The following is a 334-nucleotide window of genomic DNA, read 5'->3' as shown; positions in this document are numbered from 1 at the left end:
TTCTGACCGGAGTGCGGGGTGGGGACGGCCGAGCCCGTGCACGCCTGCGCGGCCGGCGCAAGTGGCGGGGTCGGGGCGCCCGGCCGCGCGGGTGTGGCCAGCGCCGCGCCGGGTAGCCGGTCGGCGGGGCGGAGGACGGTCGTGGCCGGGGGGCTCACGGCGGCGGTCGCCGGGGCGGTGGTCTCGCCGGGCGCGTGGGCCTCCTCGGTGCTGACCGCGAAGTACGGCGGTTCGGGCATGGGCACCGTCGGCCCTTCGGGCTCCGGTTCCACCGTCTCCCAGCACCCGCAGCGCAGGGTCGACAGCAGCATGTCCGCCAACTCCTCCGGCCGGC

The 334-nt window shown here is 78.7% G+C and carries 1 protein-coding gene; it reads left to right on the top strand.

The genetic code is table 11. The annotated features are described in order from the left end of the window. Window positions 1-141 precede the first annotated feature (141 nt). Window positions 142-334 (top strand): hypothetical protein (locus UK12_RS34325; RefSeq protein WP_045307142.1); only part of this gene is annotated, 193 nt, incomplete at its 3' end.

It is taken from the genome of Saccharothrix sp. ST-888 (assembly GCF_000955975.1).
In the GTDB taxonomy this organism is placed as follows: Bacteria; Actinomycetota; Actinomycetes; order Streptomycetales; family Streptomycetaceae; genus Kitasatospora.
Note: the sequence above shows the minus strand (reverse complement) of the source record. Positions and strands in the feature narration are given on the sequence as shown.